Consider the following 14,312-nt stretch of genomic DNA (forward strand, 5'->3'; position numbering starts at 1 on the left):
ATGCGCATCCTTGTTATCGGTTCGGGCGGCCGTGAACACGCCCTGTTGAAAGGTCTTGCAGGACACGAGCTCACTGTCGCGCCGGGAAACGTCGGCATGGCATCACTTGCTGAGGTCAGGAGTGTCGACGTCGCTTCGCCTGAGTCGGTCGTCGAGCTGGCGAAAGACGTTGACGCTGAGCTTGTCGTGATTGGCCCTGAGGTGCCGTTGGTGGCGGGTGCGGTGGACGCGCTGCAGGCCGCGGGCATTCCAGCGTTTGGCCCGACGAAGGCCGCGGCGCAGCTGGAGGGGTCGAAGGCATTCGCGAAGGACGTCATGGCCGCTGCTGGTGTGGCGACGGCCCGCGCGCAGCGCGTGGAGCGCATCGAGGAGATCGACGATGCTCTTGAGGCGTTCGGCCCGCACTACGTGGTCAAGGATGATGGGCTGGCTGGCGGCAAGGGGGTCGTCGTCACGCTCGATGCTGCCGAGGCCCGCGCGCACGCTCGCGCGGTGATTGAGGCCGGCAACCCCGTGCTGTTCGAGTCCTTCCTGGAGGGCCCGGAGGTGTCACTGTTCTGCCTCGTAGACGGCGAGACCGTGGTGCCGCTGCTGCCAGCGCAGGACCACAAGCGCGCCTACGACAATGACGAGGGCCCGAACACTGGTGGGATGGGCGCGTACACGCCGCTTCCGTGGCTGCCGGAGGGTGGCGTAGACCGCATCGTGGACGAGATTGCGCGGCCGGTGGCGCGCGAGATGGTCGCCCGCGGCATCCCGTACCAGGGCCTGCTGTACGTCGGCGCCGCGTGGGGGCCAGAGGGCCCGTCGGTGGTGGAGTTCAACGCTCGCTTCGGCGACCCGGAGACCCAGCCGGTGCTCAGCCTGCTGCGCACCCCACTTGTCGACGTCCTCTACGCCGTAGCAACGGGCAGCCTCGACACGCTGCCGGCGCTGGACTGGGAGGACGGCTACGCGGCGACGGTGGTGCTGGCGGCGAAGGATTACCCGGAGCACCCGAAGACCGGGGACGCCATTAATGGCGCCGACCTGGACAACCCCGACGTGGTGTTGCACGCAGGTACCGCGACCAAGGATGGGGAGTACGTCTCTGCTGGTGGGCGCGTGCTCAACGTGCTGGGTAAGGGCGTAACGCTGCAGGACGCGGTGGACGCTGCCTACCAGGCGATTGGGCAGATTTCGCTCGAGGGTTCCTTCTACCGCAAGGACATTGGGCGGCGCGCGATTGAGGGAGAAATCCGTATCTAGCGCGCGTGTCGGGACGTTGTGCGATAATCAGCGTCGTGGCTGAGAAACTGTTGAAACCGAACAATAGCAACGTCCTGTCGAACCGCTACGCGTCGCCGGAAATGGCGACGCTGTGGAGCGCAGAACACAAGATCATTCTGGAGCGTCAGCTCTGGATCGCCGTGATGAAGGCGCAGCGTGAGCTGGGAGTCGAGATTCCCGAGGAGGCGATCGCTGCGTACGAGGCGGTCGTCGACAAGGTGGACCTGGCTTCGATTGCTGAGCGTGAGAAGGTCACGCGACATGACGTGAAGGCGCGCATTGAGGAGTTCAACGCGCTGGCCGGGTACGAGCACATCCATAAGGGGATGACCAGCCGTGACCTGACCGAGAATGTCGAACAGCTGCAGATTTATCGCTCGCTGGAGCTGATTCGCGACAAGTCGGTTGCGGTACTCAAGACGATCGGGAACCGGGCGGATCAGTACTCCACCCTGGTGATGGCGGGGCGTTCGCACAACGTTGCGGCGCAGGCCACGACGCTGGGCAAGCGTTTCGCATCGGCGGCGGATGAGATGCTGGTAGCGGTTGAGCGCATCGAGACGCTGCTGGCGGCATATCCGCTGCGCGGCATCAAGGGCCCGATGGGCACCGCACAGGACATGCTCGACCTGATGGGTGGTGACGAGGCGAAGCTGCGCCAGCTGGAGCAGTCGGTGGCGCGCCACCTGGGATTTGAGCGCACCTTTGACTCGGTCGGCCAGGTCTACCCGCGCTCCCTGGACTTCGACGCTATCTCGGCGATCGTGCAGCTGGGAGCGGGTCCGTCGTCGCTCGCGACCACGATCCGCCTGATGGCCGGCAACGAGACGGTCACGGAGGGCTTCAAGGAGGGCCAGGTTGGTTCTTCGGCGATGCCGCACAAGATGAACGCGCGTTCCTGCGAGCGCGTCGGTGGCTTCCAGGTGATCCTGCGCGGCTACCTCACCATGGTCGCTGACCTTGCTGGGCAGCAGTGGAACGAGGGCGATGTGTTCTGCTCGGTGGTGCGCCGCGTGGCACTTCCGGACGCCTTCTTCGCTATCGACGGCCAGTTTGAGACATTTCTCACTGTGCTGGATGAGTTCGGTGCGTTCCCGGCGATGCTCAACCGTGAGCTGGACCGTTACCTGCCGTTCTTGGCCACGACGAGGATTTTGATGGCGGCGGTACGCGCGGGTGTGGGCCGTGAGACGGCGCACGAGATTATCAAGGAGCACGCGGTTGCGATGGCGCTTGATATGCGCGAAAATGGCGCTGAACAAAACCTCATTGAGCGCCTCGCCGCTGATGAGCGCCTCCCGCTCGACAAAGAGCAGCTGCAGGATGCGTTGGCTGACCGCCACGCGTTCATTGGCTCGGCGGAGTCGCAAGTCAGCAACGTGTGCGCTCGTATCCAACAGCTTATCGACGCCCACCCGGACGCCGCTGCGTACAAACCAGGGGAGATTCTGTAACCTTTATGTCCATGCGTCCAGAGCTTTCTGACTATACCCACCTGGCTGGCGGCAAAGTCCGCGAGATTTACGAGGTGGATGACGAAACGTTATTGATGGTGGCGTCCGACCGCATTTCGGCGTTCGACTTCTCGCTGGAGCCGGCGATCCCGGATAAGGGCCGGATTCTGACTGCCACGTCCATGTTCTTCTTCGACCTGCTTTCGGGTGTGCGCAATCACCTGGCGGGCCCGATTGATGATCCCCGGATTCCGGAGGAAGTCCTCGGCCGCTCGTACGTGGTGAAGAAGCTGAAGATGATTCCGTTCGAGTGCGTCGCTCGCGGTTACCTGACTGGTTCAGGCAAGAAGGAGTACGACCGCACCGGCATGGTGTGTGGTGTGAAGCTGCCCGAGGGCCTGGTTGAGGCCTCGAAGTTACCGGAGCCGATTTTCACTCCTGCGACGAAGGCTGCGCAGGGTGACCACGATGAGAATGTCACGTTCGAGTACGTGGAGGAGAAGGTGGGCGCGAAGCTCGCCGCCCAGCTGCGCGACCTCACCTTGGAGGTGTACACCAAGGCTGCGGAGTACGCGGAGACCAAGGGCATCATCCTGGCGGACACGAAGCTGGAGTTCGGCGTCGACGAGGAAGGCAACCTGGTCCTTGCGGACGAGGTACTCACGCCTGATTCGTCCCGCTACTGGCCAGCCGATACGTACGAGGAAGGCAAGGTGCAGCCGAGCTTCGATAAGCAGTACGTGCGCAACTGGCTCACCGGCCCGAAGTCCGGCTGGGACCCTGCGGAGAACACGCAGCCACCGGAGCTGCCTGGTTCCGTGGTGGAGGCGACCCGCGACCGCTACATCGAGGCGTACGAGCGCCTCAGCGGCGAGAAGTTTGGGGACTGGCCGGGGGCGCGTGCCTAAGGCGTGAGGTTGCGCGTAGACTCGTCGCCTATGACGAATTTCAGCGCGCAACCGCCAGTGGCAGCAAAACACCCTACGACTCGCGTGTTTCATGGACGCGAGTTCGTCGATAATTATGAGTGGCTCCGGGACAAGCAGTCCCCGGAGACCATTGCCTATTTGGAGGCGGAGAACGCGTATACCGCGGAGGTGACTGCCCCATTTGCCCCGCTCGCGGAGCAGGTTTACCAGGAGATGAAGTCTCGCATCAAGGAGACTGATATGTCCGTGCCGCAGCGCAACGGAGACTGGTGGTACTACGGCCGCACCATCGAGGGTAAGAGCTACGGCGTGTCCTGCCGCGTGCGGGTCGGCGACGACCCGTGGACGCCGCCGACGCTGCCGGAGGACGGCTCGCCGCTGCCGGGGGAGCAGGTGCTGCTTGACCTCAACGAGATGGCCGAAGGCCATGAGTTCTTCTCGCTCGGCGCGTCAGCGGTATCTACGTCGGGGCGCTTGCTCGCCTTTTCGACGGACACCTCCGGCGACGAACGCTTCGACCTGCGCATCAAGGACCTGGAGACCGGCGAGCTGCTGCCGGATACCATCGAAGGCGCCTTTTACGGCGCGACGTGGGCGGGGGAGCAGTACCTGTTTTACCTGCGCGTTGATGACGCGTGGCGCCCGCACCAGGTGTGGCGCCACGAGGTGGGCACGGCGGCGTCGGAGGACGTGCTGGTCTACCAGGAGGACGACGAGCGCTTCAACCTCGGCGTGGGCGGGGACCGCGCCGAGCAGTTCCTGTACATCGTGGCCAGCTCGAAGCTGACCAGCGAGTGGCGCGCGGTACCCCTGGAGACGCCGACCGCCGAGTTCGAGGTGCTGTGGCCGCGCGAGGAAGGCGTGGAGTACGACCTGGATTACGCGGAGCTCGCCGGGCGCGGGTACTGGGTGGTCACGCACAACGCCACCGGCCCCAACTTTGCAGTGGGGACCTGCCCGGTGGATGCGCGGGTGCCGCTGACTGAGCTGGAGACGTTCGTGGAGCACAGCGCGGACGTGCGCGTAGAGGGCGTCGATACGTACCGGGACTTCCTGTTTTGTGCCTACCGCTCCGGCGGCATTAGCAGGCTTGCGGTAGCGCCTGTGGAGGGCGGCAGCTTCGGCGCGCTGCGCGAGCTCGAGTTCGACGAGGAGCTCTACACCGTGGGCTTGGGCGGAAACCCTGAGTGGGACGCGCCGGTGGTGCGGCTGACCTACACCTCGTTTACGCAGCCGGCCCAGCTGTTCGACTACCAGGTGGCCACCCGCGGCCTGACGTTGCTGAAGCAGCAGGAGGTGCTTGGGGGTTACGACGCCGCCGATTACGTTGCCAGCCGCATGTGGGCTACGGCCGACGACGGAACCCAGGTGCCGATCTCCGTGGTGCACCGCGCGGACCTGGACATGACCCATCCGCACCCGACGCTGCTCTACGCCTACGGCTCCTACGAGTCCTCCGTGGACCCAGGCTTTTCCGTGGCGCGGCTGTCGTTGCTGGACCGCGGGATGGTTTGGGCGTGCGCGCACGTGCGCGGCGGCGGCGAGATGGGCCGCGGCTGGTACGACAACGGCAAGATGCTGACGAAGAAGAACACGTTCACCGACTTCATCGCGTGCGCCGACGAGCTGGTGCGCGCGAGCGTGAGCTCCTACGACACGCTTGTGGCCGAGGGCGGATCGGCGGGCGGGATGCTGATGGGCGCGATTGCGAACATGGCCCCGGAGAAGTTCGCGGGCATCCAGGCGATCGTCCCGTTCGTGGACCCGCTGACCTCAATCCTCATGCCGGAGCTGCCACTGACCGTGGTGGAGTGGGAGGAATGGGGCGACCCGTACCACGACCCGGAGGTGTACGACTACATGGCCTCCTACGCCCCGTACGAGAACATCACAGCCCAGCGCTACCCGGACATCCTTGCAGTGACCAGCCTGAACGATACGCGCGTGCTGTACGTGGAGCCCGCGAAGTGGGTGGCGAAGCTGCGTGAGATAGCTACGGGCGGGGAGATTCTGCTTAAGACGGAGATGTCTGCCGGTCACGGCGGTGTGTCCGGCCGCTACGAGAAGTGGAAGCAGACCGCGTTCGAGTACGCCTGGACGCTCGTACACTCGGGGGCGTGCACCGTCTAGCAGCCGCAAAATAAAGGACTCCCGCGGGAGGGATCCGTTCGTTATACTGTCTTCGTCGTAATGACCTCCGAGACACGAAGGATTCTCATGGCAAAAGTCGTGGTAAATGTCATGCCTAAGGCTGAAATTTTGGATCCGCAGGGCCAAGCTGTCCTGCGCGCGCTGGGCAGAATCGGGGTGAACGGTGTCGAGGACGTGCGTCAGGGCAAGCGCTTTGAAATCGAAGTCGACGACACCGTGTCCGACGATGAGCTCAAGCGCGTCGCCGAAACCCTCCTGGCAAATATGGTGATTGAAGACTTCGAGGTTGTTCGATGACGGCAACCATCGGTGTAATCACGTTCCCAGGCACGCTCGACGACGTCGATGCGTTGCGTGCAGTTCGCCTGGCTGGCGCACAGCCGAAGTCGCTGTGGCACGCTGATGAAGATTTGACGGGTGTTGACGCCGTCGTGGTCCCCGGTGGGTTTTCCTACGGGGACTATTTGCGTTCCGGAGCCATCGCCGCGCAAGCCCCAATGATGGGCGCTGTGGTGGAGGCTGCGAAGAAGGGCATGCCGGTGCTGGGCATCTGCAACGGTTTCCAGATCCTCACCGAGGCTGGACTGCTGCCGGGCGCGCTGACCCGCAATCAGCACCTGAACTTCCACTGCGTGGACACCTACCTTGAGGTGGCCAACGCGGAGACCGCGTGGACGAACCGCTTCAACGAGGGGGACAAGATCCTCGTGCCGGCGAAGCACGGCGAGGGCCGCTTCCAGGCGTCCGCCGAGACCATCGAGCAGCTGGAGAAGGAAGGCCGCGTGGTGTTCCGCTACACGGATAACTTCAACGGCTCTATCAACGCGATTGCTGGTGTGACGAGCGAAAACGGCCGCATCGTGGGGTTGATGCCGCACCCGGAGCACGCGATTGAGGCGCTTACGGGGCCGTCGACGGACGGGCTCGGGTTGTTCTTGTCCGCTATTTCTTCGATCGGAGCGTAGGGAAACAATGACTGTACATAATGACACGGTGGAGCACGCCGCGCAGACTCCTGAACTGGAGCAGCCCTACGCGGAACTCGGCCTGAAGACCGACGAGTACGAAAAGATCAAGCGCATCCTGGGCCGCCGCCCGACGGATGCGGAGCTGACGGTGTACTCCGTCATGTGGTCCGAGCACTGCTCCTACAAGTCCTCCAAGGTGCACCTGCGCTACTTCGGGGAGACGATGACGGAGGAGATGGCGTCGAAAATTCTGGCCGGTATTGGCGAGAACGCGGGCGTCGTCGACATCGGTGACGGCGACGCGGTGACCTTCCGCGTGGAGAGCCACAACCACCCGTCCTTCGTGGAGCCCTACCAGGGTGCCGCGACGGGTGTGGGTGGCATTGTGCGCGACATCATGGCGATGGGCGCGCGCCCAATCGCGGTGATGGACCAGCTGCGCTTCGGCCCTGCTGACGCGCCGGACACCAAGCGAGTCCTGCCTGGCGTGGTGCACGGCGTTGGCGGCTACGGCAACTCGCTGGGCCTGCCGAACATTGGCGGCGAGACCGTCTTCGACGAAGCATATGCGGGTAACCCGCTGGTCAACGCGCTGTGCGTGGGCACGCTCAAGGTCGAGGACCTGAAGCTGGCGTTCGCCTCCGGCACGGGCAACAAGGTGGTCCTCTTCGGCTCCCGCACGGGCCTTGACGGCATCGGCGGCGTGTCGGTGCTGGGCTCTGCGACCTTCGAGGAAGGCGAGGAGCGCAAGCTCCCAGCCGTCCAGGTTGGCGACCCGTTCGCGGAAAAGGTCCTCATCGAGTGCTGCCTGGAGCTGTACAAGGCCGGCGTTGTCGTCGGTATTCAGGACCTCGGTGGCGGCGGCTTGGCGTGTGCTACCTCCGAGCTGGCTGCGGCGGGCGACGGCGGCATGACCGTCAACCTGGACAACGTGCCACTGCGCGCGGCGAATATGAGCGCCGCCGAGATCCTGGCGTCCGAGTCCCAGGAGCGCATGTGCGCCGTGGTCACACCTGAGAACGTGGATCGCTTCATGGAGATCTGCGCGAAGTGGGAGGTCGGTGCGGCCGTGATTGGTGAGGTCACCGATGAGAAGGACCGCTACCTCGTCTACCACAAGGGCGAGCTGGTACTGGACGCGCCACCGTCATCGATCGACGAAGGCCCGGTCTACGACCGCCCGTACGCGCGCCCCGAATGGCTTGATGGCGTGCAGGCGAAGGCGGACGTCGATACTTCGGAGGACCTGGAGGCTACCTGGCTCAAGATGGTTGCCTCCCCGGCGCTGTGCTCCCGCGACTTCATTACGCAGCAGTACGACCGCTACGTGCGTGGCAACACCGTGCAGGCCCAGTACTCGGATGCGGGCGTGCTGCGCATCAACGAGGAGACCTCGCGCGGTGTGGCGATTTCCGCTGACGCGTCCGGCCGCTACTCCTACCTGGACCCGAACATGGGTGTGCGCCTCGCGCTTGCGGAGGCCTACCGCAATGTTGTGGTCACCGGCGCGAAGCCGGTCGCGGTGACGAACTGCCTCAACTTCGGTTCCCCTGAGAACCCCGACGTGATGTGGCAGTTCCGCGAAGCCGTCCACGGCCTCGCCGACGGCGCTGCTGAGCTGGAGATTCCGGTCTCCGGCGGCAACGTGTCCTTTTACAACCAGACCGGCGAGACCCCAATCCTGCCGACCCCAGTCGTGGGCGTGCTCGGCGTGATCGAGGACGTCAACGCCGCCATCCCGCACCGCCTGCCGAAGGGCGAGGGCGAGCAGGCCTTGCTCGTGCTGGGTGACACGAAGGCGGAGTTCGGCGGCTCGGTGTGGCAGGACATCTCCGGCCAGGGCCTGAGCGGCCTGCCGCCACAGGTAGACCTTGCCAACGAGGAACGCCTCGGCGAGCTGCTGCACGCGAACAAGGATATTCTTGCCGCGCACGACCTCTCAGAAGGTGGCCTGTCCCAGGCTGTCTTCGAGATGCTGCTGGGCTCCGGCAAGGGCGCCAAGCTGGACCTTTCGGCGGTCCACGAGGACGCGTTCACCGCGCTGTTCTCCGAGTCCGCCTCCCGCGTGCTCGTCGCGGTGGATCCATCGCTTGTCGACGCCACCATCGAGCGCGCCAACGCAACCGGCGTCCCAGCGCACGTGTTGGGCACCACCACCGACGACGGCCAGATCACCTTCGGTGATCACTCCGTCGCCGTGGCCGCGCTGGCAGACGCGTGGGCGAATACGTTGCCGGCACTGTTCGGCAACGCGACGGCCCCGAACGCCGCGCTGTAGTTAGCGCGATTTAGAGGTTATGCCGCCAGGTCATTACGGTGCCTGGCGGCGTTTCCATGCGCAGGCCTGTTGCCTCAACGCCGGGCTGGCCTGCGTCGTCGACGGAGAAGCTGACGAAGGTCTGGTTGTAGGTCTGATTGGGAACGAGCGCCTGCGGGTCCCGTGGCAGGACCGGGAGCTCTACGGTGTCGCAGAGCTGGGTGGCAAAGTTGCGCACGCGGTTCGCCGCCACGTTGCCTTCGCCGACGATGGTGATTTCGGGGCTGATCACGGCCTCGTCGGGGCTGTCGCCTGCGGTGCCGCCGGTGTAGACGTAGCTGATGTCGAAGCAGCGCAGCTGGGTCACGTCGGCGAGCGCGGTGTCGGCGTTGGTGTAGTTGCCGACACGCCTGCGTGCCTCCTGTCCTGAGATGACGCGGGGGTTCTCTACGCGTGCCCGGAAGTGGTACGCCCCGCCGCTATCGCCGAGGAGCGTGACGGCGGCGGACTGGCGGAACTGCAGCGCGGTCGCCGTCTTCGGCTGGGGCGCCGCGCAGCCAACCAGTGAACCGGCCACACAGGCGCTCGCGGCCAGCAGCGCAGCGGTTCGCTTCAGCACTGACATAGCCGCCACTAGTCGACGCGCTGCTGCGCATCGTCTGGGCGCACCAGCGGCTCCGGCTCATACTGCGCCCGCAGGTCCTTGAGCGTCTGCGTGTGCTCCCAGAGGCGTTTGTCCTCGTCCGTGACTGGGGTGAACTTGCGCGCGGCCAGCGGGTTGCCGTCGATATCGATACCGATGTAGGTCACCGTGGCGTGAATCGCGTTCTGGAGCGACTCGCGTCCGCCGCGCGGATCCCCCGATCGAACAAAGATAGAGGTGTGCATCGAGCGTGCATCCGTCCTGGTCAGGCGCGCTTCCACCTCGATGAGGTCGCCGATGTGGATCGGCTTGTAGAAGCGGATGCCGCCCGCGTACACCGCTGCGGTGCGTTCCCCGGACCACTCCATCGTGCAGGCCATGCCGGCCTCATCGATCCACTCCATGGCGGTGCCGCCGTGCACATCGCCGCCCCAGTTGATGTCGGTCGGTTTGGCCAGGAAGCGGTGGATGGTGCGCGGCGCGGTGGAGTCGTCCGTGTAGGTCTGTTCCAGCATGGACGCCTCGATGGCCTTGCGCAGGTCGATGCGGGAGATCGCGGCGGCTTCCACGCGGCGTTCCTCATCGGTCTCAGGCGTAAATGTCGGCACCGGGGTTGGGCGCCCAGCTGCATCCTTTGCCACGAAAATCACCAGGCAGTCGCACGCGCGGGTGAAAACACCTTCCCGTGGGTCTGCCGAGAGCACCTCGTTGACGATGTGCATGGAAGTGCGGCCAGTCATCGCGATCCGGGAACGGACCTCCACAATGTGACCCGACGGAATCGGTCGGGTGAAGTGGATGTGGCCGACGTAGGCAGTCACGCAGTAGGTCGAAGACCACTGCGCGGCACACGCGTATGCCGCCTTGTCGATCCACTGCAACACACGGCCACCGGAGACGCCCTGGGCGCCCGCGTGGAGAACATCTGTAGGAGCCGCCATGAAACGCAGCGTGATGGAAGGAGACTTCATGGCACCACAGCATAATATGAAATCCATGGCACAGAGGAAGGCACAGAAGAAGACAGAGGTGGACCCGGCAGCGACTCGAGCGGCCGTCTTGGCAATCAAGGACTGGCTGTTGGACGAAGAGGGCGTCGATAAGCCCGGCAGGGCGCTGCTTGCCGACGCCGTTCGCCGCACCGCCCGCACCCTCGCCCACGAGATGCCCGGACACACAGTAGAGCTGCGAGTACCCCCGTTTGTTGCGGTGCAGTGCGTCGAAGGCCCCCGCCACACCCGCGGCACCCCGCCCAACGTCGTGGAAATGGACCCGGCCACCTGGCTGCGAATCGCCACAGGTTGTGCCACTTTCGAGGAAGAAGTTCGCGCCGGGCGTATCGACGCCTCCGGCTCCCGAGCCCACGAAGTCCAAAAAGGGCTGCCCGTTCTACCCCTTCACCCCTAGGTGTTCGTTAGAGTAGAGCACGTGCGAACCGAAGAGGAATACATCGGGGATGACACTCCGCGCGAAGAATGCGGTGTGTTCGGCGTTTGGGCGCCCGGTGAAGACGTATCAAAACTGACATATTTCGGACTATTTGCCCTCCAGCACCGCGGCCAAGAAGGCGCAGGTATCGCTGTGGGCGACCACGACCAAGTGGTGGTGTTCAAAGACATCGGGCTGGTCAGCCAAATCTTTGACGAGCCGACGCTCGGCGCGTTGCAAGGCGACGTCGCCATCGGCCACACCCGGTACTCCACGGCGGGCAACAACTCGTGGGACAACGTGCAGCCGATGTACCGCGTCAGCCCCAACGGCACCGACGTTGCGCTGGCGCACAACGGCAACCTGACCAACTACGTGGAGCTGCAGCGCGAGGCCGTGGAGCGCAAGCTCATCCCCGCCGACGGGGTAGAGGGCCAGGGCTCCTCCTCCGACACGGCGGTCGTCTCCGCCCTGCTTGCCGACGCCATCCGCGACGACGTCACCCTCCTGGACTCCGCGCGCCAACTCCTGCCGCGCGTCAAGGGAGCGTTCTGCTTCATGGTGACCGACGGCAAGACCCTCTACGCGGCGCGCGACCCACACGGCGTGCGCCCACTGTGCCTCGGCCGCCTGGAACGCGGCTGGGTCGTCGCTTCCGAAACGTGTGCGCTGGACATCGTGGGCGCCTCTTTCGTCCGCGACATCGAACCGGGCGAGCTCATCGCCATCGACGAGACCGGCGTCCACTCCGAGCGCTTCGCCGACGCACCGCACGCGCACTGCGTGTTCGAGTACGTCTACGTCGCCCGGCCCGACTCAGTTGTCGACGGCCAATCCGTCAACAGCGCCCGCATCGATATCGGACGCCGCCTGGCCCGCGTCGCACCCGTCGACGCCGACCTGGTCATGCCGGTCCCAGAGTCCGGCACCCCGGCAGCAATCGGCTACGCCGAGGAGTCCGGCATCCCGTTTAAGCAGGGCATGATGAAGAACGCCTACGTGGGCCGCACCTTCATCCAGCCCTCGGACACGCTGCGCCAGTTGGGCCTGCGCCTGAAGCTCAACCCGGTGCGCGAAGTCATCGAGGGTAAGAAGCTCGTCGTCGTGGATGACTCCATCGTGCGCGGCAACACCCAGCGCAAACTGATCCGGATGCTGCGCGAGGCCGGCGCCGCCGAAGTGCACGTGCGCATCGCTTCGCCACCAGTGAAGTGGCCGTGCTTCTACGGCATCGACTTCGCCAGCCCCGGCGAGCTCATCGCCAACCACGGGCGCGGCGGCAACGAAGAAGTCGTCGCCGAGTCCATCAGGACCATGGTGGGTGCGGACTCCCTGGCGTTCGTCACCACCGAGGACATGATCGCCTCCACCAACCAGCCAGCCTCCAACCTCTGCGCGGCCTGCTTCACCGGCGAGTACCCACTCGGGCTCCCGGAGGGCAACCACAACGCAGATCTTGTTCGTCGTCTTCAGAAAGGTGAAAACGCATCATGACCCACCACAACACCCCAGCTGACTCGGGCGTGTCCTACGAGGCCGCAGGTGTCTCCATCGAAGCCGGCGACAAGGCCGTCGAGTTGCTCGCGCCCCTTGCCAAGCGCGCCTCCCGCCCAGAGGTCCAGGGTGGCATCGGCGGCTTCGCCGGCCTGTTCGCCTTGGGCAAGTACAAGGAGCCGCTGCTCGCGGCCGGATCCGACGGCGTCGGTACCAAGCTGGCCGTCGCTCAGGCGATGGACAAGCACGACACCATCGGCATCGACCTGGTCGCCATGTGCGTCGACGACCTTGTCGTCTGCGGCGCGGAGCCACTTTTCTTGCAGGATTACATCGCGATCGGCAAGGTCGTCCCCGAGAAGGTAGCCGACATTGTTTCCGGCATCGCCGAGGGCTGCGTCCAGGCGGGCTGCGCGCTGCTCGGCGGCGAGACCGCGGAGCACCCAGGCGTCATGGACGTCAACGACTACGACGTCTCCGCCACCGCAATCGGCGTCGTCGAAGCTTCCGAGCTCCTCGGCCCGGACAAGGTCCGCGAGGGCGACACCATCATCGCGATGGCGTCCTCCGGCCTGCACTCCAACGGCTACTCACTCGCACGCTACGTGCTGCTCGAGCGCGCCGGGCTGCCTCTCGACGGCCACGTCGACGCCCTCGGCCGCACCCTCGGCGAGGAGCTTTTGGAACCAACCAAGATCTACGCTCTCGACTGCCTGGCGCTTGCCAAGGAGTGCGACGTGCGCACCTTCTGCCACGTCACTGGCGGCGGCTTGGCGGGCAACATGGAGCGCATCATCCCTGAGGGCCTCGTTGCCGACATGGACCGCTCCACCTGGACCCCCGGTCCGATCTTCCAGACCATCCAATCCGTCGGCGACGTCCCCGTCGAGGAGATGGAGAAGACCTTCAACATGGGTATCGGCATGGTGGCCGTCGTGGCACCAGAAGCGCGTGACCAGGCGTTGGCGCTGCTGAAGGACCGCGGCATCGACAGCTGGGTCCTCGGCGAGGTCCGCACGGCCGAGGCCGGGGAGGATGCCCGCGCGGTACTTCGGGGCCAGCATTCTTAGGACTCACGCACCACATTCCGCAATTTCAATCAACGGGCTTCACAAAAGCCTAGGTCGCTGATTAGCTGTGCAGGAATGTGGTGTCTCCTTGGTCGCCCCAGTGCCAAAGGACGCACCCAGTTTTATTTAGCCCTTTTGTGGCCTGCGGATACGTAAGGGTCCTGTTTTGGAATTGCGTCCTTTGGCACTCGTGCTCCTGTGCGTGCACCAAATTCCCTCCCGCCCGACCAGCGACCAGGGAAAACGCCAGGCCTCTATCTAAAACCAAGGAATGTGGTGTCTCCTTGGTGCCAGCAGCCCCTGAACGAGTGTTAAAGGCACCAAAAGAACACCCGCGGCCCGGATGGGCAGCAGGTGTTCTTTGTAAGCGTTGGACGTTTAGCGGCCTGAGGTGCCGTACGCATCCCAGTCGGCGTAATCGGCGTACTGGTCATCTACCTCGTAGTCGTCGTCCTCTTCCCAGCTCTTCTTCGGAGCTTTGCCTGCGAGCTCGCGTTGGAGCGACTCGAGGTCCATTTCGGGAGAGTTGTACTTCAGTTGGCGAGCAACCTTGGTCTGCTTTGCTTTGGCGCGTCCGCGACCCATTGCGTGACCCCCTTGAGGTGGTTCTTCTGGGCGGCTCCCGGGCAGGGAGCGGCCTCATGCTTTT

13 protein-coding genes are annotated in these 14,312 nt (G+C 64.7%); 10 read left to right on the forward strand and 3 right to left on the reverse strand.

Translation table 11 applies throughout. The annotated features are described in order from the left end of the window. The 7 genes from purD to purL all read left to right on the forward strand — a co-directional run. On the forward strand, positions 1–1,248 hold a 1,248-nt coding region (gene purD / locus ACXIUA_RS11295; RefSeq protein WP_457976892.1), incomplete at its 5' end, for a phosphoribosylamine--glycine ligase. 26 nt (positions 1,249–1,274) lie between these two features. Then, the gene (purB, locus tag ACXIUA_RS11300; RefSeq protein WP_457976917.1) at positions 1,275–2,723 is read left to right on the forward strand and encodes an adenylosuccinate lyase; all 1,449 of its coding nucleotides are present in this window, start codon (positions 1,275–1,277) and stop codon (positions 2,721–2,723) included. 11 nt (positions 2,724–2,734) lie between these two features. Then, the gene (locus ACXIUA_RS11305; protein WP_070975665.1) at positions 2,735–3,631 is read left to right on the forward strand and encodes a phosphoribosylaminoimidazolesuccinocarboxamide synthase; all 897 of its coding nucleotides are present in this window, start codon (positions 2,735–2,737) and stop codon (positions 3,629–3,631) included. Between the two features lie 30 nt (positions 3,632–3,661). After that, positions 3,662–5,782, forward strand: a complete 2,121-nt coding sequence (locus ACXIUA_RS11310; RefSeq protein WP_070975539.1) for a S9 family peptidase — start codon at positions 3,662–3,664, stop codon at positions 5,780–5,782. 87 nt (positions 5,783–5,869) lie between these two features. Continuing rightward, a complete protein-coding gene (purS, locus tag ACXIUA_RS11315; protein WP_070361934.1) occupies positions 5,870–6,100 on the forward strand; it encodes a phosphoribosylformylglycinamidine synthase subunit PurS in 231 nt (76 codons plus the stop codon). Next, positions 6,097–6,768 (forward strand): phosphoribosylformylglycinamidine synthase subunit PurQ, encoded by a 672-nt coding sequence (gene purQ, locus ACXIUA_RS11320; protein ID WP_070478088.1) that lies wholly within the window; start codon positions 6,097–6,099, stop codon positions 6,766–6,768. The genes purS and purQ overlap by 4 nt, the downstream gene beginning before the upstream one ends. 7 nt (positions 6,769–6,775) lie before the next feature. Next, positions 6,776–9,049: a phosphoribosylformylglycinamidine synthase subunit PurL gene (gene purL / locus ACXIUA_RS11325; protein WP_256021440.1), complete on the forward strand. Its 2,274-nt coding sequence runs from the start codon at positions 6,776–6,778 to the stop codon at positions 9,047–9,049. Between the two features lie 10 nt (positions 9,050–9,059). Here purL and ACXIUA_RS11330 read toward each other — a convergent pair whose 3' ends face one another. Continuing rightward, the gene (locus ACXIUA_RS11330) at positions 9,060–9,653 is read right to left on the reverse strand and encodes a hypothetical protein (RefSeq protein ID WP_457976894.1); all 594 of its coding nucleotides are present in this window, start codon (positions 9,651–9,653) and stop codon (positions 9,060–9,062) included. 8 nt (positions 9,654–9,661) lie between these two features. After that, complete coding sequence (locus ACXIUA_RS11335) at positions 9,662–10,642, reverse strand: acyl-CoA thioesterase (RefSeq protein ID WP_336296762.1); 981 nt, start codon at positions 10,640–10,642, stop codon at positions 9,662–9,664. Here ACXIUA_RS11335 and ACXIUA_RS11340 point away from each other — a divergent pair. Genes ACXIUA_RS11340 through purM form a run of 3 tightly spaced genes read left to right on the forward strand, consistent with a single transcriptional unit; the run spans position 10,641 to position 13,663 of the window. Beyond that, positions 10,641–11,078, forward strand: a complete 438-nt coding sequence (locus ACXIUA_RS11340) for a sterol carrier family protein (RefSeq protein ID WP_457976895.1) — start codon at positions 10,641–10,643, stop codon at positions 11,076–11,078. The two genes, ACXIUA_RS11335 and ACXIUA_RS11340, sit on opposite strands and share 2 nt — an antisense overlap. Positions 11,079–11,099: 21 nt before the next feature. After that, entirely contained in the window at positions 11,100–12,593 is a 1,494-nt protein-coding gene (purF, locus tag ACXIUA_RS11345; protein WP_256001033.1) for an amidophosphoribosyltransferase, read from the forward strand. Beyond that, the gene (gene purM / locus ACXIUA_RS11350; protein ID WP_256042169.1) at positions 12,590–13,663 is read left to right on the forward strand and encodes a phosphoribosylformylglycinamidine cyclo-ligase; all 1,074 of its coding nucleotides are present in this window, start codon (positions 12,590–12,592) and stop codon (positions 13,661–13,663) included. Before purF ends, purM begins: the two co-directional genes overlap by 4 nt. 378 nt (positions 13,664–14,041) lie before the next feature. On the opposite strand, the gene ACXIUA_RS11355 is transcribed toward purM, so the two are convergent. Next, on the reverse strand, positions 14,042–14,248 hold the full coding sequence (locus ACXIUA_RS11355) for a DUF3073 domain-containing protein (protein ID WP_070478076.1): 207 nt from the start codon (positions 14,246–14,248) through the stop codon (positions 14,042–14,044). Positions 14,249–14,312 lie beyond the last annotated feature (64 nt).

The organism is Corynebacterium sp. UMB8791, assembly GCF_054166365.1.

What these genes read in the sequence shown, in the direction of transcription:
- purM (WP_256042169.1), top strand. Translation starts at nt 12,590, where the DNA reads ATGACCCACCACAACACCCCAGCTGACTCGGGCGTGTCCTACGAGGCC.
- ACXIUA_RS11335 (WP_336296762.1), bottom strand. Translation starts at nt 10,642, where the DNA reads ATGAAGTCTCCTTCCATCACGCTGCGTTTCATGGCGGCTCCTACAGAT.
- purQ (WP_070478088.1), top strand. Translation starts at nt 6,097, where the DNA reads ATGACGGCAACCATCGGTGTAATCACGTTCCCAGGCACGCTCGACGAC.
- ACXIUA_RS11330 (WP_457976894.1), bottom strand. Translation starts at nt 9,653, where the DNA reads ATGTCAGTGCTGAAGCGAACCGCTGCGCTGCTGGCCGCGAGCGCCTGT.
- ACXIUA_RS11340 (WP_457976895.1), top strand. Translation starts at nt 10,641, where the DNA reads ATGGCACCACAGCATAATATGAAATCCATGGCACAGAGGAAGGCACAG.
- ACXIUA_RS11355 (WP_070478076.1), bottom strand. Translation starts at nt 14,248, where the DNA reads ATGGGTCGCGGACGCGCCAAAGCAAAGCAGACCAAGGTTGCTCGCCAA.
- ACXIUA_RS11310 (WP_070975539.1), top strand. Translation starts at nt 3,662, where the DNA reads ATGACGAATTTCAGCGCGCAACCGCCAGTGGCAGCAAAACACCCTACG.
- purS (WP_070361934.1), top strand. Translation starts at nt 5,870, where the DNA reads ATGGCAAAAGTCGTGGTAAATGTCATGCCTAAGGCTGAAATTTTGGAT.
- ACXIUA_RS11305 (WP_070975665.1), top strand. Translation starts at nt 2,735, where the DNA reads ATGCGTCCAGAGCTTTCTGACTATACCCACCTGGCTGGCGGCAAAGTC.
- purL (WP_256021440.1), top strand. Translation starts at nt 6,776, where the DNA reads ATGACTGTACATAATGACACGGTGGAGCACGCCGCGCAGACTCCTGAA.